A 24,588-nucleotide genomic window follows, 5' to 3' on the forward strand; every position below is an offset into this window, starting at 1 on the left:
CTTGCGCCGGCTTCGCGGATGGATTCTCCGGCCGCCCGTCCGTCCTCAGGTCAGCAGCGCCGCCAGCAGCGCCGCGAACACCGCGGTCGCGATCCATACCGGCCAGACCATGCGCTGGCGCTTCGCGCCGTAGCGGTTCAGCAGCTCGTTCAAGGTCTCGGGATGCGCCTTCAGCCCGGCCTCGGTCAGCATGCGGGTCAGCCGCTCGGCATGGCGCAGGGCCGACGGCAGGTCGCGCACGACCCGCAGGAACGTCTCCAAATCGTCGGCCAGCCGCGCCTCCGGACCCCGGTTCTCGCGCATCCAGGCCTCGATCAGCGGCCGGACCAGCTCCCACATGTTGATGTCGGGGTTGAGCGCGCGCCCGACCCCCTCGGCGGTCAGCATGCTTTTTTGCAGCAGGAGGAGCTGGGGCTGCGTCTCCATCTCGAACTGCTCCGTCACCGCGAACAGCTGGGCCAGCAGCCGGCCGATCGAGATGTCGTGCAGCGGCTTGTTGAGCAGCGGCTCGCCGATCGCGCGGCAGGCCTGGGTGAAGGTTTCCAGCGACTGGTGCGCCGGCACGTAGCCGGCCTGGAAATGGACGACCGCGACCCGCCGGTAGTCGCCGTTGAGGAAGCCCAGCAGCATGTCCGCGAGATAGGTGCGCGTCGCCCGGTCGAGCCGGCCCATGATGCCGAAATCGACCGCGACGACGTTGCCCTCGGTATCGACGAACAGGTTGCCGGGATGCAGGTCGGCGTGGAAGAAGCCGTCGCGGAACACCTGGTTGAAGAAGGCGGCCGAGGCCTTCGCCAGCACCTCGTCGGGATCGAAGCCGGCGGCGCGGATGCCGTCCACCTCGTCGACCTTGATGCCCCGCACGCGCTCCAGCGTCAGCACCCGCTGGCTGGTCCGGTCCCAGTCGATGCCGGGCACGCCGAAGGTCGGGTCGTCGCGGAAGTTCTGCGACAGCTCGGACGCGGCGGCGGCCTCCATGCGCAGGTCCATCTCCATCCTCACCGTGTCGGCGAAGATGTCGACGACCTCGTTCGGCCGCAGCCGCTTGAGGCGCGGCTGGATCCAGAGCGCGAGCCCGGACAGCCAGCGGAACAGGTCCAGGTCGCGCTGGAACGCGCGCTCGATGCCCGGCCGCAGGATCTTGACCGCGACCTCGCGCGGCGGGGGATCGTCCTCCGGGGCGCCGGGGACGGGCGGCAGGACCGCGAAATGGACCTGCGCGATCGAGGCGGCGGCGACCGGCCGGTCGTCGAAGGACGCGAACAGCTCGTCGACCGGGCGGCCGAACTCCTCCTCGACGATGCGGCGCGCCTGGGCGGCGGGGAAGGGCGGCAGCTTGTCCTGCAGCCGCGCGAGGTCGGCCGCCACCTGCTCGCCGACGAGGTCGGAGCGCGTCGACAGGATCTGGCCGAGCTTGATGAAGCTGGGGCCGAGCTCGGTCAGCGCCGCCGCCAGCCGCTCGCCCGGCCGGCCGGGGACGTCGCGCCGGCGGATCGGGGCGGTCAGCAGCGCGTAGCCGGGCGCCACGTCGCGCAGCTCGTCCGCGAACAGCGCGTCGTAGCGGCCCAGCGTGCGCAGGATCACCGCCAGGCGGGCGAGGTTGCGAATCGTGCGGAACATCGTCGCCCGGTGCCGTCAGAGGCGCCAGCCGGAATGGATCGCCGCGATCCCGCCGGTCAGGTTGCGGTAGCGGACCTGGCCGAAGCCGGCCGCGCGGATCCTGCCGGCGAGCGCTTCCTGGTCGGGGAAGCGGCGGATGCTCTCGACCAGGTACTGGTAGGACTGGCGGTCCCCCGCCACCAGTTGGCCCAGGCGCGGCAGGACCGAGAAGGAGTAGCGCTCGTAGATCCCGGCCAGCAGCGGCACCACGACGCGGGAGAATTCCAGGACGAAGAACCGGCCGCCCGGGCGGAGCACCCGGTGCGCCTCGGCGATGGCGGCGTCGATGCGGGTGACGTTGCGCAGGCCGAAGGCGATCGTGTAGGCGTCGACCGACCGGTTCGCGACCGGCAGGCGCTCGGCGTCGCCGACGGCCCAGTCGACGTTCTCCAGCACGCCGCGGTCGATCGCGCGGTCGCGGCCGACGCGGATCATCTGCTCGTTGATGTCGACGACGTGGACGAAGGCCGAGGGCGCGCGCTCCAGGAAGCGCAGGGCCACGTCGCCGGTGCCGCCCGCGACGTCGAGCAGGACCATGCCCGGCCTCGGCGCCACCAGGTCGACCAGCGTCGACTTCCACAGCCGGTGCACGCCCGCCGACATCAGGTCGTTCATCAGGTCGTAGCTCGGCGCCACGTTGTCGAACACCTGGCGCACCAGCGGCGCCTTGCCCTCGGGGTCGACGGGGCGGAAGCCGAACCAGTGGGCCTCGGAGGCGGCGGGCGGATCGGTGTCGGGCGGGAGGTTCTCTGCCATGGCGCGCACCATACAGGCTCGCCGCGCGGGGTGCCAGATCGCAGCCGGGCCGGCGGGGCGGGGCGAGGCCTTGCCGATTGGCCGGCCGGCGGAGTCCGGCTATACATGGGCGCATGCCCGAACTCCCCGAAGTCGAAACGGTCTGCCGCGGCCTCGCCTCCAGCCTCGAGGGGCGCCGGCTCGTGTCGGTCGAGATGCGCCGGCCGGACCTGCGCGTCCCGCTGCCGCCCGACCTGCCCGAGCGGCTGGCCGGGCGCCGGGTCGAGGCGGTCGGCCGGCGCGCGAAGTACATCGTCGTGCGCCTCGACGACGGGACCGCGCTGCTGTGCCATCTCGGCATGTCGGGGCGCATGACGGTCGGCCGCGACCTCGGCCCGCCGGGCCGCCACGACCACGTCATCGTCAAGGTCGAGGACGGGACCGAGGTGCGGTTCAACGACGCGCGCCGATTCGGGCTGATGGCGCTGGCCGACGCCGACGCGCTCGACCTCCACCCGCTGCTGGCCGCACTCGGGCCCGAGCCGCTCGGCAACGCCTTCGGCGCCGGCGTGCTGGTCGAGCGGCTGGCCGGGCGCCGGACGCCGATCAAGGCGGCGCTGCTGGACCAGACCGTGGTCGCTGGGATCGGCAACATCTATGCCTGCGAGGCCCTGTTCCGGGCCGGGATCGGCCCGTTGCGCCCGGCCGCCTCGGTGACCGGGCGCGACGCCGAGCGGCTGGTGGCGGCGATCCGCGACGTGCTGGCCGAGGCGATCGAGGCCGGCGGCTCCACCTTGCGCGACTACGTCCAGGCGTCAGGCGAGCTCGGCTACTTCCAGCACCGCTTCGCCGTCTACGACCGCGAGGGCGAGCCCTGCCCGGGCTGCACCTGCGACGTGGCGCGGACCGGCGGCGTCCAGCGCATCATCCAGAGCAATCGATCGACTTTTTATTGTCCGCGGCGCCAGGGCTGAGGTAGTAGCAGTGGCCATGATCCGGGTCCCCGTCCTGTTTCCGGCGCTCGTCGCCGGGCTGCTGTGGGCAGCCTCCCCCGGGGCCGGCGCCGCCGGGCCCGGCTTCGTCGTCGGCATCGGCGACCTGCCGCTGATGGAGGGGCTGGTCCCCGTGACCGGGCAGGTGGTCCTGTTCGACAAGCCCGACGGCAGGATCGTCCAGGCCGTGGCGCGCGGGGACATGGCCCCGGCGGAGGTGCGGGGTTTCTACGCCCGCACGCTGCCCCAGCTCGGCTGGCGGCCGGCCGGGCCCGACCGCTACGCGCGGGACGGAGAGGTCCTGGCGCTCGAATTCGTCGGTCGGCCGGAGCGCCGGCCCCCGGACCGGGGGCCGGTGACCGTCCGCTTCATCCTCAACCCCCAATAGACCCCGCGCATCCTGCGGGGTCGCCCCGAACGGAGACTGTGAGCGATGGCCTACGAGAACATCCTGGTCGAGACCCGCGGGCGCGTCGGCCTGATCACGCTGAACCGCCCCAAGGCGCTGAACGCGCTGTCCGACAAGCTGGTGACGGAGCTCGGCCAGGCGGTCGACGCGTTCGAGGCCGACCCCGAGATCGGCTGCCTCGTGCTGACCGGCAGCGAGAAGGCGTTCGCGGCCGGCGCGGACATCAAGGAGATGGCGAGCCAGGGCTACATGGACGTCTATCTCGGCGACTTCATCACCAAGAAGTGGCAGCGCGTCGCCCAGTGCCGCAAGCCCGTGATCGCGGCCGTGGCGGGCTACGCGCTCGGCGGCGGCTGCGAGCTGGCGATGATGTGCGACTTCATCCTGGCCGCCGACACCGCGAAGTTCGGCCAGCCCGAGATCACGATCGGCACCATCCCCGGCTCGGGCGGGACCCAGAGGCTGACCCGCTTCGTCGGCAAGTCCAAGGCGATGGAGATGTGCCTGACCGGCCGCATGATGGATGCCGAGGAGGCCGAGCGCGCCGGACTGGTCAGCCGCATCATCCCCGCCGCCGACCTGCTGGACGAGGCGATGAAGGTCGCCGAGCGCATCGCGTCGATGTCGCTGCCGGCCGCGATGATGACCAAGGAGGCGGTGAACCGGGCCTACGAGACCTCGATGGAAGAGGGGATGCGCTTCGAGCGGCGCCTGTTCCACTCCACCTTCGCGACCGAGGACCAGAAGGAGGGCATGGCCGCCTTCGTCGAGAAGCGCCAGCCCCGGTTCAAGCATCGCTGACAGGTCCGCCCGGCGTTTCTGCCCGGCGGTCCTGCCCGACCGTCCCACTTGACTCTTCCGATGCGGCGCGGATATAAGGCGCGCTCGCATTCGGCACAGGGTGTGTCCGCAGAAGGTTTTGTCATGGCCAACCACAAGTCCGCAGAGAAACGTATCCGCCAGACCGAGCGGCGCACCGAGATCAATCGTGCCCGGGTCAGCCGCGTCCGCACCTTCGTGAAGAAGGTCGAAGTCGCGATCCAGTCCGGCGACAAGGCCGCCGCCAACGAAGCGCTCCGTCTCGCCCAGCCGGAGATGATGCGCGGCGTGACCAAGGGCGTGCTGCACAAGAATACCGTGTCGCGCAAGCTGTCGCGCCTGTCGCACCGCATCAAGTCGCTCTGACCGGACGACCGGGAACGGGGCCGCGCCCTTCGGGGCGCGGCCCTTTTCGTTGCCGGTGCCGTTCGGGCCGGCCCCGTTCGGGTCGGATGCCGTCCGTGCCCACCGCTTCGAACGAATTTTGCTTTTTGCTCCGTTCGCGGTTCGGCCCCATTGTCAGCTTTTCGTCACGAGTCTAGAGTTGCTCGTTGCGTGCGCCGCCGCGACGCCGTTCGCAGAACAACAGGCGGCCGTCGGTTGAAACGCAAATCCGGGAACGCTCTAATGGATTGTCCAGGGAAGAAAAGCGAACTTTTCACCCATCGGATCGTCCCAAATTACATAAAAAGCATTTGATGTATCCTGTGGCGGGCGCGTGCCCGCTACTGGGGAGGGCAATGTCGTCTCTTCGTCCGGGTTTCCTGGTCTGCGGGAACGTCCGCGGGCCGGCCGGCGAAAATGGGGCGGTCGCTGTTTCGTAGGGGGCTGTGCGGCACCGTGGGCGACGGTGCCGTGCCGCCGTGTCCGTGGGATGGGCGCGGCGTGGGCGGGAGCGTATGAGGCATGTCGGTGAGCGGTTCGTTGGATCAGCAGTGGGCGCGCGTTCGCGGTCGCCTTCGCGACGAGGTGGGCGAGACGGCGTTCGGCCGCTGGCTCAAGCCGCTCTGCGTCACCGAGCTGCGCGGCTCGGAGCTGCGCATCGCGGTCCCGACCCGGTTCATGCGCGACTGGGTGCTGACCCACTACGCCGACCGCATCCGCGCGCTGTGGGTCGGCGAGAACCCGCACGTCCAGTCCGTCGAGATCATGGTGGCGCCCCAGCGGGTCGAGATCGGCTCCTCGGCCAATGACGACGACGGGTTGCCGCCGGTGCCGGTGCCGGTCGAATCGGACAGCGATCCCGACCGGGCGACGCCCCTGGCGCTGCCCGAGCGCGACGACCAGTTCGCCCATCTCGACCCGCGCTTCACCTTCGAGAATTTCGTCGTCGGCAAGCCGAACGAGCTCGCCCACGCGGCGGCGCGGCGGGTCGCCGAGGCGAGCTCCGTCACCTTCAACCCGCTGTTCCTCTATGGCGGGGTCGGCCTCGGCAAGACCCACCTGATGCATGCGGTCGCCTGGGCGATCCGCAAGCGCGACCCGAATCGGCGCGTGCTGTACCTCTCGGCCGAGAAGTTCATGTACCAGTTCATCCGGGCGCTGCGCTTCAAGGACACCATGGCCTTCAAGGAGCAGTTCCGCTCGGTCGACGTGCTGATGATCGACGACGTCCAGTTCATCAGCGGCAAGGACAGCACCCAGGAGGAGTTCTTCCACACCTTCAACGCGCTGGTGGACCAGAACCGCCAGGTCGTGATCTCGGCCGACAAGTCGCCCTCGGACCTCGAGGGCATGGAGGAGCGGCTGCGCTCGCGCCTGGGCTGGGGGCTGGTGGCCGACATCCACCCCACCACCTACGAGCTGCGCCTGGGCATCCTCCAGGCCAAGGCGGAGGGGATGCGGGCCCAGATGCCGGCGAAGGTGCTGGAGTTCCTGGCCCACAAGATCACCTCCAACGTGCGCGAGCTGGAGGGCGCGCTGAACCGCATCGTCGCCCATTCCGAGCTGGTGGGCCGGGCGATCACGCTCGAATCGACCCAGGAGGTGCTGCACGACCTGCTGCGCGCCAACGACCGCCGGGTCACGATCGACGAGATCCAGAAGCGCGTGGCCGAGCACTACAACATCCGCCTGTCCGACATGAGCTCGGCGCGCCGGGCCCGCGCGGTGGCGCGGCCGCGCCAGGTGGCGATGTACCTCGCCAAGCAGCTGACCCAGCGCTCGCTGCCCGAGATCGGGCGCAAGTTCGGCGGGCGCGACCACACGACCGTGATGCACGCGGTGCGCAAGGTCGAGGAGCTGGTCTCGACCGACGCGAGCTTCTCCGAGGACGTGGAGCTGCTGCGCCGCATGCTGGAGGGTTGATCCCGGCGTCGCGGCCGGCGACGACGATTTCCTTCGAAATAGCGGCGTTTGTGGTATATTCGGCGCCCGTTTCGCCGGGACGGCCTGCCGGCCGCGCGGCGCGACGGGTCCCTGCCAGAACCCCAGCCGCCCGGACACCATGAAGATCACGATCGAACGCGCAGCGCTCCTCCGGTCTCTCGGACACGTGCAGAGCGTGGTGGAACGGCGGAACACGATACCGATCCTCTCCAACGTGCTGCTGCGCGCGGGCGACGGGGAGCTGGCGCTGACCGCGACCGACATGGACCTGGAGATCGTCGAGTCGGTCCCGGCGGAGGTGCTGCGGCCGGGATCGACGACCGCGCCGGCGCATACGCTCTACGACATCGTGCGCAAGCTGCCGGACGGCTCCCAGATCGAGCTGGACTGCGGCGACGGCAACGTGCTGACGCTGCGTTCCGGCCGCTCCAACTTCAAGCTGGGCTGCCTGCCGATCGAGGACTTCCCCCAGATGTCCGGCGGGGAGATGGCGCACTGCTTCACGCTGCAGGCCGGCGACCTGCGCACCCTGGTCGACCGCACGCGCTTCGCGATCTCGACCGAGGAGACGCGCTACTACCTGAACGGCATCTATCTCCATTCCGCGCGCGGCCAGTCCGGCGAGGCGGACGTGGCGGTGCTGCGCGCGGTCGCGACCGACGGCCACCGCCTGGCCCGGGTCGAGATGCCGCTGCCCGACGGGGCGGAGGGCATTCCCGGCGTGATCGTGCCGCGCAAGACCGTCGCCGAGATCCGCAAGCTGATCGACGAGGCCGCCGACCGGATCGAGGTCAGCCTGTCGGAGACCAAGGTCCGGTTCGGCTTCGACAGCATCGTCGTGACCTCGAAGCTGATCGACGGCACCTTCCCGGACTACGAGCGCGTGATCCCGACCGGCAACGACAAGGTCATGGAGGTCGCGGCCCGCGTCTTCGCGAGCGCGGTCGACCGCGTCGCGACGATCTCGACCGAGAAGAGCCGGGCGGTGAAGCTGAGCCTCGGCCAAGGCTCGCTCGTGCTCTCGGCGACCAGCCCGGAAGCCGGCAGCGCCACCGAGGAACTGGAGGTCTCCTATTCCTCTTCGCCCCTCGAAATCGGTTTCAACTCTCGCTATCTACTGGACATCACGCAGCAGATCGAGGGCGAGGTCGCCCGCTTCACGATGGCCGACGCCGCGTCCCCGACCGTGGTCCGCGACGTCGCCGACGGAGCTGCCCTCTACGTGCTGATGCCCATGCGGGTCTGAGGCCCGCGCCCGACGGCGCGCGCCTCGTCCCGCCCATGACCCCGCCCGGACCGGCATGCCGTCCGGCGGCGGGGCCGGAGACCGATCGCCGTTGCAAGCGCCCACCGCAGCAAGGATGACCGAGGCCAGGCAGGAGGCCGCCCCCGGGCGGCTCGCCGTGCTGCGCCTGACCTTGAGCCGCTTCCGCGGCTACGAGGGGCTGCGCATGGAGCTGGACCCGCGGCCGGTCGTCCTCACCGGGCCGAACGGGGCCGGCAAGACCAACCTGCTGGAGGCGGTCAGCTTCCTCGCTCCCGGCCGGGGGCTGAGGCGCGCGCGTCTGTCCGAGGTCGAGACGATCGTTGCGACGCCTGCCGGGGAGGCGGCCGGGGCGCCTGCCGGTGCGGCGGGGGAGGTGGCCGGCTGGGCGGTGGCCGCCCGGGTGGAGACGCCGCTCGGGCCGGTCGACATCGGGACCGGGCGCGACGGCGCGTCGGCCGAGGCCGCCGAGCGGCGCCAGGTGCGCATCGACGGGCAGCCGGTGCGCGGCCAGATGGCGCTGGCCGAGCATTTCGCCGTGGTCTGGCTGACGCCGCAGATGGACCGGCTGTTCGTCGAGGGGACGGGCGGCCGGCGGCGGTTCCTGGACCGGCTGGTCTTCGGCTTCGACCCCGCGCATGCCGGCCGGCTGAACCGCTACGAGACGGCGCTGCGCGAGCGCGCGCGGCTGCTGCGCGACGCCCGGTCCGGTGCCAGGTCCGGCGGCCGGGCCGAGGATGCGTGGCTGTCGGCGATCGAGAACGAGATGGCGACCACCGGCGTCGCGGTCGCGGCGGCGCGGCGCGACGTGGTGGCGCGGCTGCAGGCCGCGGCCGACCAGGGCCTGGGGCCGTTCCCGCAGGCCGAGCTGGCGGTCGCGGGGGCGGTCGAGGACTGGCTGGCCGGCAGCCCGGCGCTGGCGGTGGAGGACGGGCTGCGCGGCCGGCTGGCCGAGGAGCGGCGGCGCGACGCGCTGACCGGCAGCACCTCGGTCGGGCCGCACCGCAGCGACCTCGTGGTGCGCCACCGCGCCAAGGGCATGCCGGCGGGGCTGTGCTCGACCGGCGAGCAGAAGGCGCTCCTGGTCTCGATCGTGCTCGCGAACGCGCGGCTGGTCGCGGCGGCGCGCGGGGCGGCACCGGTGATGCTGCTCGACGAGGTGGCCGCCCATCTGGACGCCGAGCGCCGCTCGGCCCTGTTCGCGGAGATCCTGGGTCTCGGGGCTCAGGCCTGGATGACCGGCACCGACGCCGGAGTGTTCGCCGAGCTGGGCGACCGGGTCGGCGCCTTCGGCGTGGAGGACGCGAGCGTGACACCGGCCCGATGAGGCGGCCCGATGAGGCGGCCCGGGGCCGGCGGCTTGGCCGCGCCCGGACACTGAAATCACCGATTCCCCGAGGTTTTTCTGTTAGTATGGACCGATGGCACAGGAAGCTCTGAACCCCACCACCGACGGCCCGATTCCCGGTAATCCCGAGGAGTACGGCGCCCATTCGATCACGGTGCTGCGCGGCCTGGACGCCGTGCGCAAGCGACCGGGCATGTATATCGGCGACACCGACGACGGCTCGGGCCTGCACCACATGGTCTACGAGGTGGTGGACAACGCCATCGACGAGGCGCTGGCGGGCTATTGCGACCGGGTCGAGGTCGTGCTGAACGCCGACGGCTCGGTCACGGTGCGCGACAACGGCCGCGGCATCCCGACCGAGATCCATTCCGAGGAGGGCGTGTCGGCGGCCGAGGTCGTGATGACGCAGCTCCATGCCGGCGGCAAGTTCAACCAGAACTCCTACAAGGTGTCGGGCGGCCTGCACGGCGTCGGCGTGTCGGTGGTGAACGCGCTGTCGGACGTGCTGCGGCTGCGGATCTGGCGCCAGGGGCGGCAGTGGGAGATGGAGTTCCGCATGGGCGAGCGGGTCGGCCCGCTGACCGATGTCGGGCCGGCGCCGGTGGTGGACGGCAAGCCGCGCTCGGGCACGGAGGTGAACTTCCGGCCCTCGCCGACGATCTTCACGAAGACCGAGTTCGACTTCGCGACCCTGGAGCACCGGCTGCGCGAGCTCGCCTTCCTGAACTCGGGCGTGCTGCTGGTGCTGATCGACGCCCGCGGGGTCGAGCACAAGACGGTGGAGCTGCATTACGAGGGCGGGCTGCAGGCTTTCGTCGCCTATCTCGACCGCTCCAAGCAGGCGCTGCACAAGACGGTGACGCTGTCGGCGACCCGCACCAGCGAGCTCGGCACCGACGTCACGGTCGAGGTGGCGCTGGAGTGGACGGACAGCTACCACGAGACGACGCTCTGCTTCACCAACAACATCCCGCAGAAGGACGGCGGCACGCATCTGGCCGGCTTCCGCGCGGCGCTGACCCGGACCATCAACGGCTACGCCGCCGAGAGCGGCATCGCCAAGCGCGAGAAGGTGCAGCTCGCCGGCGACGACGCGCGCGAGGGGCTGACCTGCATCGTCTCGGTCAAGGTGCCCGATCCCAAGTTCTCCAGCCAGACCAAGGAGAAGCTGGTCTCCTCGGAGGTGCGGCCGGTGGTCGAGAGCGTGGTCGCGGAGGCGCTGCAGAACTGGTTCGGGGAGCATCCCAACGACGCGAAGAAGATCGTCGGCAAGGTGGTCGAGGCGGCCGCCGCGCGCGAGGCGGCGCGCAAGGCGCGCGAGCTGACGCGCCGCAAGGGGGTGCTGGAGGTGTCCTCGCTGCCGGGCAAGCTCGCGGACTGCCAGGAGCGCGACCCGGCGCTCTCCGAACTGTTCATCGTCGAGGGCGATTCGGCGGGCGGCTCGGCCAAGCAGGGGCGCTCGCGCCAGTACCAGGCGATCCTGCCGCTGCGCGGCAAGATCCTGAACGTGGAGCGGGCGCGCTTCGACAAGATGCTGTCCTCGGCCGAGATCGGTACCCTGATCGCGGCGCTGGGCACCGGCATCGGGCGCGAGGAGTTCGATGTCGCCAAGACCCGCTACCACAAGATCATCATCATGACCGACGCGGACGTGGACGGCAGCCACATCCGCACGCTCCTGCTGACCTTCTTCTACCGGCAGATGCCGGAGGTGATCGAGAAGGGCTATCTCTACATCGCCCAGCCGCCGCTGTACCGCATCAAGCGCGGCAACCAGAAGGAGCGGTACCTGAAGGACGACCGCCAGCTCGAGGACTACCTGATCGGCGAGGGCATCGAGGACGTGGTGCTGGCGTCGGAGGACGGCGGCACGGCGTCCGGCGAGGAGCTGAGGGTTCTGGTCGAGCAGGCGCGCGCCGTGCGCGGCCCGATCGAGACGCTGGCCCGCAAGATCGGCGGCCAGGCCGTGGTCGAGCAGGCGGCGATCGCCAGCGCTCTCGGCGCCGACCTGCTGGCGGACGAGCTGCGCGCCTCGGGTGCGGCGAGTGCCGTGGCGGCGCGCCTGAACCGGCTGCCGAACGCGGACGGGACCTCGGGCGGCTGGACCGGCGAGGCGACGCCGGACGCGATCTACCTGTTCCGCACCCGGCGCGGCGTGACCCACCGCTACATGCTCGACACCGACCTGCTGAACAGCGCCGAGGCGCGGCGCCTGGCGGCCCTGCCCGACGCGTTCCGCACCCGTTTCGGGACCCATGCGAGGCTGCTGCTGAAGGAGAAGGAGCTGCGCCTCGTGACCGGCCCGACCGCGCTGCTGGAGGCGGTGCTGGAGCACGGCCGCCACGGCGCCTCGATCCAGCGCTACAAGGGCCTGGGCGAGATGAACCCGGACCAGCTCTGGGAGACGACGCTCGACCCGACCAAGCGCTCGCTCCTCCAGGTGCGCGTCAACCACGCCGACGAAGCCGAGGAGGTGTTCTCCACCCTGATGGGCGACGTCGTCGAGCCGCGGCGCGAGTTCATCCAGGACAACGCGCTGAAGGTCGCGAATCTGGACGTGTGAGGGTGTGAACGGACCCACAATCTACGAATCTTGACGCATGGAACGCGAACGGGCCCGGTCGGGCCCGTTCGCATGTTCCGATGGCCGCATTCCCGGAATTCGAGGTTCTTGCGTCCGCGGGGCGCCATGGCGAACGCACGACCGATGTCGTTGCGATGCAGCTCGAACGACCGCGGTCCGGCGCAGTCCAATGACGGATTCGGGCCGCGGACCCGTCGCCCAAAAAATATGGGTCGGTTGTCGGGAGGCGCGCCACTCGTTCGTCCTCGGGATACGAAGCAGCGAATTCGCCACCGCTGCAACCATGGCTGCGTTGGTCGCCGTCGCTGTCCTGACGTCGTCGGCCCGAGCCTAGCGAGGAGACAGACATGACCGAACTCGTGAGCTGCCTGTGGTTCGACCACGGCGAAGCACGCAAGGCGGCGGAGTTCTACGCCGCCACCTTTCCCGACAGCCATGTCGGCCGGGTGAACGCGGCCGCGGCCGATTATCCCGGCGGCCGGGAAGGCAACGAGCTGACCGTCGAGTTCACCGTGCTCGGCCAGTCGTTCCTGGGCCTGAACGGCGGCCCTAATTTCAAGGCGAACGAATCCGTCAGCTTCATGGTGCTGACTGAAGACCAGGAAGAAACCGACCGCTATTGGAATGCCATTGTCGGAAACGGCGGCAGCGAAAGCGCCTGCGGCTGGTGCAGGGACCGCTGGGGCTTCTCTTGGCAGATCACGCCGAAGCGGCTGATGGATCTGACGACCGATCCCGACCGCGAGAAGGCCAGGCGTGCGATGGAGGTGATGATGACCATGACGAAGATCGATATCGCGGCGCTGGAAGCGGCGGTAGCAGGCCGACCCGGCCGAGGGAAATGACCATGCCCAACACCGTCAAACTGCACCGGGTCTTCGCCACCAGGCCTGAAAAGGTCTACCGCGCCTTTCTGGAACCTGACGCGGTTGCGAGCTGGCTTCCGCCCTTCGGTTTCACCTGTACGGTCCATGAGCTCGAGGCGAAGGAAGGCGGCAAGCACAGAATGTCCTTCCGGAACTTCACGACCGGGCAAATCCATTCCTTCGGCGGCACCTATCTGAAACTCGTGCCCGGCGAGACGCTCGTCTACAGCGATGTATTCGATGATCCGAACCTTCCGGGCGAGATGAAGGTGACCGTCACGCTGACGGCCGTTTCGGTCGGAACGGAGATGACGGTGGTTCAGGAGAACGTGCCCGATCTGATCCCCGTCGAGGCCTGTTATCTCGGCTGGCAGGAGTCGCTGCGCAAGCTCGCTAAACTCGTCGAGCCCGAAATACGCAATTAACCGTCGGCCCACTCTCATCCGACTGTGTCAGGCGTGTAGAGACAGGCCCTTGGTGGCCTTGTCCACGGCTTTCCTGGCGCCGCGCAGCGCCAGGCCCACGAGGTCGAGGTCGGTCGGGTCCTCGGCCGCGAAAGCCGCCCGGTTGGCGGCGTCGTGGCCGGTGGAGAACATCGCCGCCACGTACGGGACGACCGCGAGGCCGCGTGCCAACGCCTCGCCGTGAGCCGCCTGGAGGCCGGCCTTGTCCGCGGCGAACACCAGCACGGGCTGGCCCAGCATGCGGCCGTAGACCCGGCCGCCCTGGTCGACATAGGGCTCGCCGAGCGCCTCGGGCGCAGCGGCCGCCACCCCGGTGGCGAGGAACGCCGCGACGTTGAGCTTCTGCCAGACCGGGAGGCCGGAGCGGATGATCAGGGCTACCTTGGTGCCGAACATGGTGCGGTCTCCTTCCGCGCCATGTTGGCCGAGGACGGAGGCTCAGTCTGGAACGTTCGTGCGGCCCGAGCGATAGGCGGCGGGCGTCATCCCGTATGCGCGCCGGAACCATCGGCCCAGGTGGCTCTGGTCGGCGAACCCGACCTCGGCCGCGACGGCGGCGGGCGTTTCCCCCTTTGCCAGGAGGCGGCGGGCAGCCTTCAGCCTCAGGCGCACGAGGTAGGCGTGGGGAGAAACGCCAAACGCAGCTCCGAAGACGCGGTTGAGGCGGAACCGATCGACCCCCGAGAGCGAGGCCAGTTCCTCCAGGCCGATATCCTCCGGAAAATGGGCATGGAGAACGTCGCGCGCCCTTGCGGCGACGGCGTCCACCTTTCCCCGCCCCGTCCGCCCGGGGAGCACGTGTCCCCGCAGGCGTTCCGCCAGCCCCTGTATGCCGAGGTCCCGGGCGAGCCTGCCCTCGCCCCCGTGCAGGGCCAGGAAGGCGGACCGGACCGCCTCCGCCAGCCGGGAGTCGTCCGCCAGAGTGTGGCGGAAACCGAGCGGGGCCGTCGGCCCGCCGAGTTCCCTGAGCTCGTCCGAGCGGGCCGCCAGCAGGTTCCGCGGCAGGTAGAGCATGGCGTAGGTGAAGCCCGCCTCCGAGGGGCTGTTCCCGTCATGGGGCTCCCCCGGCTCGATCAGGATCACCCGACCGGGCGTACTGATGTGGACGTGGCCACGGCACTGGAACTCCTGGACGCCCCGTTCCGTGATCCCGACCAGGAAGTCGTCGTGGTCGTGGGGATCGTAGGCGTGCCCGGTGGAGTGCGCACGGATGCTCTCGATGCCGGTTTCCGGGTCGCGGCGGAACGACAGCCAGTCCCTCGCGCTGGGCTCGCCGCGTGCCATGTTCCCAATCCCGGTCGGTTGCGTCCACACCAGCGTACCCAGGCCGGAACCGGTCGGGAAGGCCCATCCCGGGCTGCGCTCCCGATCGAGACGCCGGGCCTGGTGATCGAGACGGGATGCGCAGCCAAGGTGGGCTCCAGGCCGAATCGATTGCCGTTGGGCACGTGCGCTACCTGACGACGTCGAGGCCGAGTGCGCGTAAGGATACGATCCGCCGTCCCACCCGGTTCGCTTCTGTCTGAGTGCCACATCATCCAGAAAGCCGACGCCTCGCATGGAGTCTCACAAGCCAAGCGTCAATGCCGCGACGTATCAAGACAGGCGATGACGTGACGCACGCCCCGCTGCGATCGGTGTTAATTTTCGTTTAATTGACACAAACGGTTTAGGTCTGCTGTAGTACCTGTAAACTGCGACGTACCTTCGGTATTGGCCATATTCGTGCGCGATGGGCCGCCCGGAATTGCGAGAAGACGAGCCCATGCCTGACACCGCCGAACTGACTGTGCCCGACGGACCGACCTCGCTCGCTGGGAAGCTGAACCGTGCGCGGATGGAACTGCTCGACCTGTCCACGCGCAACCGTCTGATCCATGTTCCCCGGCGGTCGAAGACGACGAAGACAGTGGAAGCTGTCGACGAGTTGACCGCCGAGATTTACCGGCTTCTCGTCGCCGAAGGGCGGGCGCTGACCTTCGCGCCCGGACGGAAGGCATCTGGTGAGACCGGGCAGGAGCCCGACAGTGCCGACGCGGAACACGAGATTTCGGAACTCGCCCAGCCAGAAGACGATGAGGTCGACGAACGCGGAGTCGCGCAACGCCACAGCGACACGAGGCTCCAGACGAGGCTGACCTCCGAGGGGCTTCAGAAGCGGCTCCTCACGCTGCACCTCGACGCGAAGACCCTCCAGGAGGAGCAGGGCGTCAATATCCTCTTCCTGGCCATGGGGATGTTGAAATGGTTCGAGGACGCCAACTCGGACATCGAGAGGTTCGCCCCGCTCATTCTCGTGCCCGTCGCGCTCGAGCGCGGGACTGCCGCGGAGCGGTTCCGCCTCCGCTGGCTCCAGGAGGACCCCTCGGCCAACCTCTCGCTGGCCGCTTTGCTGAGGCGCCAGTTCGGCCTTGAACTGCCCGCGTTCATGGAGGGCGACCAGGAGGCGTTCGACCCCGAAGAATACTTCTCCCGTGTCGAGAAGGCCGTCGCCGGCCAGCCTCGCTGGGAGGTGCTCAGGGACGACATCGTCCTCGGGTTCTTCTCGTTCGCCAAGTTCCTGATGTACCGCGACCTGGACCCGGCCACCTGGCCACAAGGAGCGGGCCTCGCAAACCATCCGGTGGTCTCGGCCCTGCTGGGCGACGGATTCCCGGGCTGCGAGCCGCTGTTCGGGGACGACGACCCGATCGACCCGCACGTCGGCCCCGAGGCGTTGGTCCACATCGTCGATGCCGACAGTTCGCAGACGGCCGCTGTCCATGAGGTCCGCCGCGGGCGCCACCTGATCATTCAGGGACCACCCGGAACGGGCAAATCGCAGACCATCGCGAACATCATCGCGTCCGCGGTGGTGGACGGGAAGAAGGTGCTGTTCGTCGCCGAGAAGATGGCTGCCCTGGAGGTGGTGAAGCGCCGATTGGACCAGAGCGGCGTCGGTGACATCTGCCTCGAACTTCACAGCAACAAGGCCAACAAGCGCTCGGTGCTCGAGGAACTCCGGCGTACCTGGGACCTGGGCAGGCCCAACGGGTCGGCGGACGGCGCCCTGATCCGCCAGCTTGGTCAGTACCGGGACAGCCTAAACGCCCATGCGGCGCGCCTCCACAAGCGGCACCAGCCCTCCGACCTCAGCCCTTATCACGCTATCGGGCATCTGGTCCGGCTGCGCCAAGCCGGGCACGAGCCAGCCACGACGGCTCTAGAAGAGCCGGAGCTCTGGGCGAGGCACGACAAGGCGGAACGCGAGCTCCAGCTCAAGGAGCTTGCCGGACGCATCGACGATATCGGCACGCCCTCGCGCCATCCCTGGCGTGGCGTCGGACTTCCCTCGGTCCTGCCGACCGAGCTCCAGCGTCTCGTCACCCGCGTCACCGAGCTCCGCGACCGCGTCTCGAACTTCCTTGCCGACCATGGCACGTTGCAGTCTGCGCTCGGTGTCGAGAGCGAGGCGACCTTCGCTGGAGCGGAGCGGCTGGCGAGGCTGGCGGCACGGGTTGCGGACGCGCCGGACCTGGAGCCGGAAGCATTGGCGTCCAAATGCTGGAGCACCCAAACGGACGAGGTCGCAGACCTTTTGAAGGCCGGGGAGCTGTACGGCGAGGCCCGCCGGGAACTCTCGCAGGTCCTCTCGGACGCCGCCTGGGACACGGACGTGAAGCTGGCGAGGCAGCACATCGCGACCTACGGCGCGGGTTGGCTGCGATGGCTGAAGGGCGACTACAAACGTGCGGATGCGCTGTTCCGGTCGATTCTCGCAGGAAAGCCTCCCAAGACGATTGAGGAGCGGCTACGGCTCCTGGACAGGCTGATCGCCGCGCAGAAGGCGTCCGCCGAACTCGTCCGCAACGAGGCCCTTGGCCGGGAGGTGTTCGGCTCGCGCTGGCGTCGGGAGAAGTCCGACTGGCCGTTGCTTCGCCGTGCCCTCGACTGGACCCGGGGGAACGGCGACGAAAGAATGTCGGAGGAGATTCGGCGGTTGGCCGCGACCATCGGTGACCGGAGCGGCGTCGGGTCGCTTGCGCAACGCCTCGCGGACGCGAGGCCGGGCATCGAGGATACACTCGGGCGCCTGTTCTCCGACCTGAAGCTCGACATGCTCGCAGCGTTCGGCTCCGGCGAATTGGTCGGCCTCGACCCGAACGCCGTGCTGGCCCGCCTCGACCTGTGGATCGAGCGGTCCGAGGATCTCACCAAGTGGATCGCCTACTCGGCCAAGGCCGAACAGGCTCGTGCCGCCGGGCTTGATGCCTTCGTGGACCGGCTCGCGGACGCCAGCCTCGACTCGCGGACGGTCGTGCCCGAGTTCGAGATGGCCTACTACGAGGCGCTCCTCTCGGCGATGGTAAGGGAGGATCCCGGGATCGCGCGCTTCGACGGCGACGGGCAGACCCGCCTCGTCCAGGAGTTCGGCAGGCTGGACAAGGACCGCATCCGCCTGGCGCGCTTGGAAGTGGCCGCGGCGCATCATGGACGCATGCCCCGGCAGGACGGCGGAGCCGGGCCGCTCGGCGTGCTGAAGGGCGAGATCGCCCGCAGGCGCGGCCACATGCCGATCCGACAGCTAATGAAGCGGGCGGGCGCCGCAATCCAGGCGATCAAGCCCGTCTTTCTGATGAGCCCGCTCTCGGTCGCTCAGTTCCTCGAGCCGGGCGCCGTTGAGTTCGACCTGCTCGTCATCGACGAGGCCAGCCAGATCCAGCCTGTCGACGCCCTCGGCGCGATCGCGCGTTGCAAGCAGGCCGTGGTGGTCGGCGACGACCGGCAGCTCCCGCCGACCCGCTTCTTCGACAAGGTCATCGCCGGAACCGAAGAAGAAGATGAAGATGGTGCCGCGGGTGTCGCCGACGTGGAGAGCGTCCTCGGGCTTTGCGTCTCCAAGGGATTGCCGCAGCGCATGCTGCGCTGGCACTACAGGAGCCGCCACCAGTCGTTGATCGCAGTATCCAACAGCGAGTTCTACGACAACCGGCTCTACATCGTCCCCAGCCCCTACACTCAGCAGGCCGGGATGGGGTTGCGGTTCAACTACCTGCCGCACGGCACGTTCGACAGCGGAAACACGGCGACCAATGCCGAGGAGGCGAAGGCGGTCGCCGAGGCCGTCATCCGGCACGCCCGGGAGCACCCGGACCTGTCGCTGGGTGTCGCAACCTTCTCGAGCAAGCAGCGCCGGGCGATCGTCGACGAACTCGAGCGCCTGCGACGCCTGAACCCCGACGTGGAGGGCTTCTTCACCGCGCATCCCGCCGAACCGTTCTTCACCAAGAACCTGGAGAACGTGCAAGGCGACGAGCGCGACGTGATCTTCATCTCCGTGGGATACGGCAAGAACCCCCAGGGCTACATGGCCATGCGCTTTGGGCCGCTGAGCAGCGAAGGCGGCGAGCGCCGCCTGAACGTGCTCATCAGCCGGGCCAAGCGCCGCTGCGAGATCTTCGCCTCGATTACGGACGAGGACATCGACCTGGAGCGCGGGAGGGGCAAGGGCGTCGCAGCATTCAAGCTCTTCCTGCACTTCGCCCGCACCGGCAAGCTGGGCATCGGCAACCGCACTGACCGGGAATACGACAGCGTGTTCGAGGAGCAGGTTGCTGCGGCGCTGCGATCGCATGGCTACGACGTCCACCCGCAGGTCGGCTTGGCCGGGTTCTTCATCGACCTCGCCGTCGCCGACTACGACCGGCCGGGCCGGTACATAATCGGCGTGGAGTGTGACGGTGCCGCGTACCACAGTTCCCGATCCGCCCGGGACCGCGATCGCCTGCGCCAAGCGGTGCTCGAGGACCACGGATGGACTATCCACCGGATCTGGAGCACGGACTGGTTCAACCGTCCCCAGGAGCAGTTGAGGAAGACGATTGCCGCGATCGAGGCGGCGAAGGCCGAACTCGTGTCCGTGGATGGCAAAGCCCAAAGCCACTCGCGGGCAGTGCCGCTTGAGGTGGTCACTGTAGACCGTGAGGACGTCACCGAAGTTGGGCTTCAGGTCGTCGCGCCTCCATCGGTCAGTTCGGCCTATCGGGAGGCGGCTTTCGCCGTCCCGGCCCACATCCAGTTGCATGAGGTCCCTGCCGGACTGATGGCGGACCTCGTGAGGCAGGTCGTCGAGGTCGAAGGGCCGGTGCATGGCGACGAGGTGGTCGCGCGGCTTAGAACCTTGTGGGGGCTGCAGAGGGCCGGGAGCCGCATCCAGGCGGCTGTGGAACGTGGTGTGCAGGCGGCGTGCAATGCGGGTGTCATCGTCGGCGACCAAGGATTCCTCAGCATGCCGGGCACCAATCCCGTCGCTCGTGATCGCTGCGAAGTTTCCTCGGCCGGGCTCCGGAAGCCCGAGATGCTGCCCCCGGCAGAGATCAAGGCGGCTGCGCTCACCTTCGTGACGGCGAACCTGGGAGCGACTCATGAGGAGGTCGTCATGGGCGTCTCGCGCCTGTTCGGCTTCAAGGCCACCAGCGCCCAACTGCGGCAGGTGCTCGGTACTGCCGTGGAGGCGGCGGTGAGAGACGGAATGCTAGTCGCTCAGGGGGACCTGTTGACCGCAAGGACTGACGCCACGGCATGAAACATCCGCCGACCGCCGGCGCCGACTGCCGGCGCGCCGGCCAGCGCCTCAGCGGCCTCACGGATCATGCCGGACGGCAGCCGACTTTGTACTGGCTCGGCAAGAGCCTCGACCAGAACTTGGGCTCTGGTGTTTGGGCGTCGCGGGAGGCCTCGTCGAGGTCCGCTCGCCTCGCAAGGCACCTACGGCGCTACCCCGCAGCAGGCGGTCCGAACCAGGTGGCCAGCGCCTCCGCGAGCCCCTGCTCGGTCTCCTCTCCGACCCAGGCGACATATCCGTCGGGCCGGATCAGTACGGCGGTGGGGGCGGGGACCGTGCCAAGCACCGGAAGCTCCCAGGTACCGGGATAGGTGGCCTCGACCGTCCGGACCCGATCGGCCCATGGCGTGATGTCGAGGCGCCCGGGCTTCCCGAAATGGAGCAGCACCGGCCGGGCGCGGTGCAGCAGCGTGAACACGCGCAGCGGACCGTCGGCGGCGACCAGGTCGAGATCGGGCATTCGGCGCCCGAGCAGCGGGTGCCCCTCGCCGAGATCGTAACGGATGTCGAGGCCGGACATCATCGCGGCGAGCCGCTTGCGGGGCTCGTCCATGCCGAGGAACTCGGAAACGGTCTCCCGCAAGGCCGTGGTGCGTTCCTCCGCGCGGCGGAGCAGCGCCACCTGCGCCATCGTGTTGCGCAGCACGCGGGCGGCGACCGGGTGCCGCTCGGCATGGTAGGTGTCCAGGAGGCTTTCCGGCGAGGCCCCCTTGACGACCTGGGCCAGCTTCCACCCCAGGTTCACCGCATCCTGGACGCCGATGTTGAGGCCTTGTCCGCCCGCCGGGTAATGCACGTGCGCGGCGTCGCCGGCGAGCAGCACGCGCCCCTTGCGGTAGGACGCCGCCTGCCGGGTCATGTCGGTGAACCTGGAGATCCAGGTGGGGTCGTGGATCCCGTAGTCGGTCCCGTACACGGCGACGAGCGCTTCGCTGAGATCGCGCAGGGTGGGCTCGCCGGTGCGGCCGGGCTGCTGCTCCGTCACCAGGACCCGCACCGTCCCGTCGTCTCCCAGCCTGGCGAAGGAATGGACCCCCATGGCGTCGTGGCGGAGGCCCCATTCCGGCTCCCCCGTCGTCCGGACCTCGGCGATCAGGTTGCTGATCGTCGGGTCCCAGCCAGGGAAGCCGATCCCGGCCGCTTTGCGGATCAGGCTGCGCCCACCGTCGCATCCGACGAGATAACCTGCCCGCAGCGACCGGCCGTCGGACAGCTCGACGTCGACGCCGGTATCGTCCTGTGCGAAACCCGTCACCTCGCATCCGCGATGGATCGGCACCGACAGCTCGCCGACCCAGTCGGCGAGGATGCGCTCGATGTGGTTCTGCCACAGCGCGAGACCGTAATTGTGCCGGGTTGGGAAGTCGCTGATGTCCAGAGGGATCCAGGCGAACCCCGCGACCTGGGCCACCTGTCCTTGCGAAAGGAACCGATCGGCGATCCCGCGCTGATCGAGGACCTCGATGGTCCGGGAGTGCAGGCCGCCCGCGCGTGAGCCGGTGAGTTCCGCGTCGGCGCGCCGCTCGACGATGGCGACGTCGACGCCCGCCAATGCCAACTCGCCGGCCAGCGTCAGCCCGGTCGGACCGCCCCCGGCGATCACCACCGCGCGGGACTCGCTTCTCGGCAGTAACATCCGCATATCCGTGACCTCGTAGTTTGTGGCTTCGGTCGGCGGTTTTACGGGATGACCCGGATCTTGAAGCAAGTCCCTTGCGCACCACATATCAGAGCAGAGGCGATAGTGCTCCTTTTCCGATCGTTATTTGCAGCGAACGGGTAGTCTCGCGCGGCTCTGGACGTACGGGTCAGGGCTTCGCAGCGGGAATGCACAACACGTCGCGATAGGCGCAGAGATCATCGAGAAGCGCCTTCTCGTCCGCCAGGATCTTCGCCTTCTCCGCCTCCCCGACGAGCTGGATCATGTAGCTCTGCTCGTCGATGCCTTGCCTGTCGATGAAGGGGCTGTGAAGGCTCGAGTGATCGGCAAGATCCGGCGCCGCTCCGATGTCCTCGTTCGACACGTTCGGGGCGTAGAACATCACGTGCGGCATGGACAGGGTATGGACCTTCAGGTCGGGCGGTCCGATCGTGCGGTATACCGGCGAAACCATGTAGGACAGGCCCGGCTTTTCCGGGGCCTCGTACGTCCCGTCCTCGTACCGGCGCGCGACTTCGGCTTTCAGCGCGTCGACGTCCATTCCCTCGGCGCGAAGGGCGGCCGCGTCCATGATGACCTTCAGATAGGTGTCGGTGCCCGCCGCGTCGTAGCAGAGGGGGATGTAGATGTCGTTGCGGAAGTCGCCCATTTCCCAGACGGTGCGCTGCACGAGGCACGTCACGCCGCTGGTCCCCTCCCGCAAAAGCTCGTAGCCTTTCGCCGGGTCGAGAAGATGAACCGTCGCCTCTTCCCGCAGCGCCGGAGGCAGGGCGCTCAGGGCGAACCGGGCCTCGAGTTCGGCCGGCATCCGGTCGATGCCGGTCTCGGCCGCCTCGCCCGTAAACGCCCCCGCAAACGCCGATGCGCCGATAAGGCCGATTGCGACGAGCGGCGCGGCCCATGTCGATTTCATCGTTCTATCCTCCTGATATCCCGTATTCGCCACGCGCCTCGGCGGTTTCGAAACGGCTTCGTGCTGGTCGAGAAGACGTTAGGGGCGGGCCGGAAGGTGACGGGAGTAACAAGGTTGGCGGGAAAGCTTCCACCGTCCGTCATGGGCGGAACGGCGGCGTCGGGGCCGTTCCATGGACGTGCGCAGGCCGTTCGGCGTCATGGCCTGGGCGCCACGCTGCCGCGATCAAGGGAACCACGCCCATGATATCGCGTTGGGAGGTGGGAGCGGCCAAGACCCTGAATGGGCGATTACGAGGAACCTTTGCCGGGGAAACGTGTGGGCGACTGGAAGAAATCGGCAGGACTAGGTGTCGTTGCGGGCGCCGTGGCCGTCCTGGCGCTGCTCGGCATCGTCGGCCTGTTCGTCGTCTATACCGGGTCGTACAACGTCGCTGCGACGGAAGAACATGCCTCCTTCACTCGGTGGGCGTTCGATACCACCTTCCACAACTCCGTCGAGAGCCGTGCCGACGACATCGTCGCGCCTGAAGCCGTGACCGCGGAGATGATCGCGGTGGGGGCCGGTTCCTACAAATCGACGTGCCAGCACTGCCATGCCGGACCAGGCGTCGAGCGGGCCGAATGGGCAAGCGGTATGCGACCGCGACCGCCGCACCTTGCCGAGGCGGCCGCCGAGTGGGAACCGGAGGAAGTGTTCTGGATCGTCAGGCATGGGATCAAGATGACCGGAATGCCTGCGTTCGGACCATCCCACGACGATGAGACGCTCTGGAGCATCGCCGCCTTCGTGAAGCAACTGCCCGGCATGACGCCCGAGCAGTATGCGGCGCTGGGCGACGCCCAGGAGGGCGGCGGGCACCACGGCGGCAGCGGCCACGCAAACTGAGTCCGGAAGACGGAAGGCATGCAGATGTCCTACTGGCGCTTCGCCGCCATGATCGCAACCTCGACCATCGTCATGTACATCCTGATGTACCTGAACACCTATGCATTCGAGCATGTGTTCTGGAGCGAGACCCGCGCCTGGATGGCTCTCGTCATGGGCGCGACCATGTCCGTCATAATGCTCGGCTACATGCTGAACATGTACAGGAAGCGGGCGGTCAACCTCGCCATCTTTGGCGGCTCCGTGGCCGTGTTCGCCCTGTCCCTGTGGCTCGTGCGGAGCCAGGCGACGGTCGACGACGTCGATTACATGAGGGCGATGATCCCGCATCACTCGATCGCCATTCTGACCAGTGAGCGCGCCCAGATCACGGACCCCCGCGTCCGCAAGCTCGCCGACGAGATCATCGAGGCCCAGGAACGCGAGATCGCGGAGATGAAGTACCTTGCCGCCGACCTGGAGGCGCGGGACTGATGCAAGGCGCTTTCCCTTTCCTCCTGATCGCCGGCTTGATCGCCGGGCTCGGGCTGCTCACGGGGTGCGGCGAGGCCGACGCGCCGGACGATGCGATCGACGCCGTACGAGCCCCCGAGCCAGCCAGGATCATGACCGTGCAAGCCGTGCTCGACGGCGCGCACGTCCCGACCCTCGATCCCCACACGATGAAGGATGCGGAGATCCGCATGGCGGTCGGCGCGGGACCCCGCTGCGAGTTCCGCTATACGAGCACCGGCAGGCCGGTGCTGGCGGTGGGCGCGGGATCGGGCGCGTCGACGCCCCGCGGCGTCTTGAAGCTGAACGGGAGCCTGATCGTCCTGGAGCTTGCGCCGGCGGAACCCGCGGCGGCCGGCGGCGGGCAGGCCGATGATTTCGCCCTGGTCGCCGAACCGATCCGAGCGCTCGTCGCCCCGGTACCAGGGGAACTGAACGAGATCAGGGACGGCCTTGCGAGCCGGGAGGCGACCATGGTGTTCGAGGTCGGAGACAGCCTCAGGGTCGGGTATCGCGGCTATCTGGAATGCTTGCCCGAGCCGCCGCCGGACTAGAGGTAT

At 68.8% G+C, this 24,588-nt stretch carries 20 protein-coding genes; 14 read left to right on the forward strand and 6 right to left on the reverse strand.

The window, feature by feature from the left end; translation table 11 throughout:
* Nucleotides 1-45 precede the first annotated feature (45 nt).
* Nucleotides 46-1,620 carry a 2-polyprenylphenol 6-hydroxylase gene (ubiB, locus tag VGO20_RS04960; protein WP_327501189.1) on the reverse strand — a complete coding sequence of 525 codons (1,575 nt, stop codon included), beginning with the start codon at nucleotides 1,618-1,620 and terminating at the stop codon, nucleotides 46-48.
* A 15-nt stretch (nucleotides 1,621-1,635) separates the two neighbouring features.
* A complete protein-coding gene (locus VGO20_RS04965; protein WP_327501190.1) occupies nucleotides 1,636-2,415 on the reverse strand; it encodes a class I SAM-dependent methyltransferase in 780 nt (259 codons plus the stop codon).
* Nucleotides 2,416-2,528: 113 nt separating this feature from the next.
* Here VGO20_RS04965 and mutM point away from each other — a divergent pair, with 113 nt between their 5' ends.
* The 10 genes from mutM (at nucleotide 2,529) to VGO20_RS05015 (ending at nucleotide 13,432) form a co-directional block, all read left to right on the forward strand.
* On the forward strand, nucleotides 2,529-3,368 hold the full coding sequence (gene mutM / locus VGO20_RS04970; RefSeq protein WP_327501191.1) for a bifunctional DNA-formamidopyrimidine glycosylase/DNA-(apurinic or apyrimidinic site) lyase: 840 nt from the start codon (nucleotides 2,529-2,531) through the stop codon (nucleotides 3,366-3,368).
* A 16-nt stretch (nucleotides 3,369-3,384) separates the two neighbouring features.
* Nucleotides 3,385-3,774: a hypothetical protein gene (locus VGO20_RS04975; protein WP_327501192.1), complete on the forward strand. Its 390-nt coding sequence runs from the start codon at nucleotides 3,385-3,387 to the stop codon at nucleotides 3,772-3,774.
* Nucleotides 3,775-3,819: 45 nt separating this feature from the next.
* Nucleotides 3,820-4,596 (forward strand): enoyl-CoA hydratase, encoded by a 777-nt coding sequence (locus tag VGO20_RS04980; RefSeq protein WP_327501193.1) that lies wholly within the window; start codon nucleotides 3,820-3,822, stop codon nucleotides 4,594-4,596.
* A 123-nt stretch (nucleotides 4,597-4,719) separates the two neighbouring features.
* The gene (gene rpsT, locus VGO20_RS04985) at nucleotides 4,720-4,980 is read left to right on the forward strand and encodes a 30S ribosomal protein S20 (protein WP_327501194.1); all 261 of its coding nucleotides are present in this window, start codon (nucleotides 4,720-4,722) and stop codon (nucleotides 4,978-4,980) included.
* A gap of 540 nt (nucleotides 4,981-5,520) precedes the next feature.
* Nucleotides 5,521-6,921: a chromosomal replication initiator protein DnaA gene (dnaA, locus tag VGO20_RS04990; RefSeq protein ID WP_327501195.1), complete on the forward strand. Its 1,401-nt coding sequence runs from the start codon at nucleotides 5,521-5,523 to the stop codon at nucleotides 6,919-6,921.
* 139 nt (nucleotides 6,922-7,060) lie between these two features.
* The gene (gene dnaN / locus VGO20_RS04995; RefSeq protein WP_327501196.1) at nucleotides 7,061-8,188 is read left to right on the forward strand and encodes a DNA polymerase III subunit beta; all 1,128 of its coding nucleotides are present in this window, start codon (nucleotides 7,061-7,063) and stop codon (nucleotides 8,186-8,188) included.
* Nucleotides 8,189-8,303: 115 nt separating this feature from the next.
* A complete protein-coding gene (gene recF, locus VGO20_RS05000) occupies nucleotides 8,304-9,533 on the forward strand; it encodes a DNA replication/repair protein RecF (protein ID WP_327501197.1) in 1,230 nt (409 codons plus the stop codon).
* 94 nt (nucleotides 9,534-9,627) lie between these two features.
* Nucleotides 9,628-12,120 (forward strand): DNA topoisomerase (ATP-hydrolyzing) subunit B, encoded by a 2,493-nt coding sequence (gene gyrB / locus VGO20_RS05005; protein ID WP_327501198.1) that lies wholly within the window; start codon nucleotides 9,628-9,630, stop codon nucleotides 12,118-12,120.
* Between the two features lie 368 nt (nucleotides 12,121-12,488).
* The gene (locus VGO20_RS05010) at nucleotides 12,489-12,986 is read left to right on the forward strand and encodes a VOC family protein (protein WP_327501199.1); all 498 of its coding nucleotides are present in this window, start codon (nucleotides 12,489-12,491) and stop codon (nucleotides 12,984-12,986) included.
* Between the two features lie 2 nt (nucleotides 12,987-12,988).
* Nucleotides 12,989-13,432, forward strand: coding sequence for an SRPBCC family protein (locus VGO20_RS05015; protein ID WP_327501200.1), 444 nt, complete (start codon nucleotides 12,989-12,991; stop codon nucleotides 13,430-13,432).
* A gap of 27 nt (nucleotides 13,433-13,459) precedes the next feature.
* Here the strand turns inward: VGO20_RS05015 and VGO20_RS05020 are convergent, their stop codons facing one another.
* Together VGO20_RS05020 and VGO20_RS05025 are read right to left on the reverse strand one after the other, a co-directional pair.
* On the reverse strand, nucleotides 13,460-13,867 hold the full coding sequence (locus VGO20_RS05020; RefSeq protein WP_327501201.1) for a DUF2000 domain-containing protein: 408 nt from the start codon (nucleotides 13,865-13,867) through the stop codon (nucleotides 13,460-13,462).
* 42 nt (nucleotides 13,868-13,909) lie between these two features.
* The gene (locus VGO20_RS05025) at nucleotides 13,910-14,755 is read right to left on the reverse strand and encodes an AraC family transcriptional regulator (RefSeq protein WP_327501202.1); all 846 of its coding nucleotides are present in this window, start codon (nucleotides 14,753-14,755) and stop codon (nucleotides 13,910-13,912) included.
* 481 nt (nucleotides 14,756-15,236) lie between these two features.
* Between VGO20_RS05025 and VGO20_RS05030 the strand changes: the two genes are divergently transcribed.
* Nucleotides 15,237-20,036 (forward strand): DUF3320 domain-containing protein, encoded by a 4,800-nt coding sequence (locus VGO20_RS05030; RefSeq protein WP_327501203.1) that lies wholly within the window; start codon nucleotides 15,237-15,239, stop codon nucleotides 20,034-20,036.
* Nucleotides 20,037-20,226: 190 nt separating this feature from the next.
* On the opposite strand, the gene VGO20_RS05035 is transcribed toward VGO20_RS05030, so the two are convergent.
* Together VGO20_RS05035 and VGO20_RS05040 are read right to left on the reverse strand one after the other, a co-directional pair.
* Nucleotides 20,227-21,711, reverse strand: coding sequence for an FAD-dependent monooxygenase (locus tag VGO20_RS05035; protein ID WP_327501204.1), 1,485 nt, complete (start codon nucleotides 21,709-21,711; stop codon nucleotides 20,227-20,229).
* A gap of 172 nt (nucleotides 21,712-21,883) precedes the next feature.
* A complete protein-coding gene (locus VGO20_RS05040; protein WP_327501205.1) occupies nucleotides 21,884-22,681 on the reverse strand; it encodes a hypothetical protein in 798 nt (265 codons plus the stop codon).
* 249 nt (nucleotides 22,682-22,930) lie between these two features.
* Between VGO20_RS05040 and VGO20_RS05045 the strand changes: the two genes are divergently transcribed.
* From VGO20_RS05045 to VGO20_RS05055, 3 genes are read left to right on the forward strand one after another with little or no spacing between them, the layout of a single operon-like run.
* Nucleotides 22,931-23,536, forward strand: a complete 606-nt coding sequence (locus VGO20_RS05045; protein WP_327501206.1) for a c-type cytochrome — start codon at nucleotides 22,931-22,933, stop codon at nucleotides 23,534-23,536.
* Between the two features lie 18 nt (nucleotides 23,537-23,554).
* Nucleotides 23,555-24,010 (forward strand): DUF305 domain-containing protein, encoded by a 456-nt coding sequence (locus tag VGO20_RS05050; RefSeq protein ID WP_327501207.1) that lies wholly within the window; start codon nucleotides 23,555-23,557, stop codon nucleotides 24,008-24,010.
* On the forward strand, nucleotides 24,010-24,582 hold the full coding sequence (locus VGO20_RS05055; RefSeq protein ID WP_327501208.1) for a hypothetical protein: 573 nt from the start codon (nucleotides 24,010-24,012) through the stop codon (nucleotides 24,580-24,582). Before VGO20_RS05050 ends, VGO20_RS05055 begins: the two co-directional genes overlap by 1 nt.
* Nucleotides 24,583-24,588: the final 6 nt, after the last annotated feature.

The sequence above is a fragment of the Arenibaculum sp. genome, from assembly GCF_035998295.1.
GTDB lineage: Bacteria > Pseudomonadota > Alphaproteobacteria > Azospirillales > Azospirillaceae > DASYHS01.